Source organism: Vibrio sp. 1557, assembly GCF_033340175.1.
Lineage (GTDB): Bacteria > Pseudomonadota > Gammaproteobacteria > Enterobacterales > Vibrionaceae > Vibrio > Vibrio alginolyticus.
Genome location: NZ_JAWOVZ010000179.1, coordinates 1 through 1,234, shown reverse-complemented (window position 1 = coordinate 1,234; position 1,234 = coordinate 1). Strand labels below are relative to the sequence as shown.

The window sequence follows — 1,234 nt, the reverse complement described above, 5'->3', positions numbered from 1 at the left end:
CCACTTTATCATGTTTCCGGCCTTGCGATTGTCTATCGCTGGTTGTTTGTTGGCGCAACATTGAAAATCGGCACGGGAAGACTGGCAGACGATATCTTCGCGGTTTCACACGCCTCTTTAGTGGCGACTCAACTTAAACGCTTGCTAGATGATGATGTTGAACTGTCACTGACGCACGTTTTGCTGGGGGGCAGCCATGTGGCTCATGAGTTGGCGGTAAGAGCCACAGAAAAAGGCATCGAAACGTGGTTAGGTTATGGTATGACCGAGGCTGCATCTACCGTTACGGCAAAACAGATCAATGACGTAAGCAATGCTGGGCATTTACTAAAAAATCGTAAGATTAAGTTGGTTGATGAGCGCATTTACATTGGTGGACAAACGCTAGCTTCAGGCTATTTTCACCAAGGTCAAGTGACGGCATTCGTGGACGAGGATGGTTGGTTCGACAGTAAGGATCTCGGTACTTGGCAAGGAGATGAGTTAAAGATCATCGGTCGGGCCGATAATCAATTTATCTCAGGTGGAGAAAACGTTCACTGTGAGGAAATAGAAGCAGTATTGAACCAAATTCCAAGCGTCATTCAGAGCATTGTCGTGCCAGTCGAAGATGCTGAGTTCGGTCATCGTCCTATAGCCGTTATTCAATCAGAAGCGTTACTGAGCCAACAGGAATTCGAGCAATACTTGCGGAAAAAGCTTGAGAAGTTTAAATGGCCAATCACTTACTATTTGATGCCACAAGCCTTGTTAGAAGGTGGGATTAAAGTCTCGCGTAAAGCGGTAAAAGAGTGGCTGCTTTCTGAGTTAGATAATCAACGTTAAATAGCTGGCGCTCATTCTCCCGGCGGAAATGAGGCGAAGATTAGTCAATTTTGCTATGTGTTAGTCGGAAAGGGAATTTCGTAACCTTATAACTCTGAATCATAATTATGTCTCAACGTAGAGCAGAAAGGCATAAGCTTCAGAATGGTGAAATCGGTTTTATTGATAGCAGTGGTATTACAAATTGGCATCGCAATTAGCAGTGAAGGGCTCACTCGCTCGTTAGCGGAATTGACGGCGTTTTTAATCGCTATCGCGTTGGTGTTTGCGCTCAAGAGTGACAAACAAGAGTCAACCTCCGACCAACGCGATAAGTCGACAACGATTATCTAAGTACTAGCCAGCTTAGTGATGTAGTGGAAATTAATACCCATAAAGTCACACCAAACAACAGCGGTTTAGGGCCAGA

At 45.0% G+C, this 1,234-nt stretch carries 2 protein-coding genes; both read left to right on the top strand.

Going from position 1 to position 1,234, the window contains the following annotated elements; all coding sequences use genetic code 11:
- Nucleotides 1-825: AMP-binding protein (locus tag R7070_RS25670; protein ID WP_318141446.1), on the top strand; the 825-nt coding region annotated here is incomplete at its 5' end.
- 144 nt (nt 826-969) lie between these two features.
- Nucleotides 970-1,158 carry a hypothetical protein gene (locus R7070_RS25665; protein WP_015296443.1) on the top strand — a complete coding sequence of 63 codons (189 nt, stop codon included), beginning with the start codon at nt 970-972 and terminating at the stop codon, nt 1,156-1,158.
- Nucleotides 1,159-1,234 lie beyond the last annotated feature (76 nt).

Coding starts and splice junctions, on each gene's coding strand:
- R7070_RS25665 (WP_015296443.1), top strand. CDS start 970: ATGGTGAAATCGGTTTTATTGATAGCAGTGGTATTACAAATTGGCATC.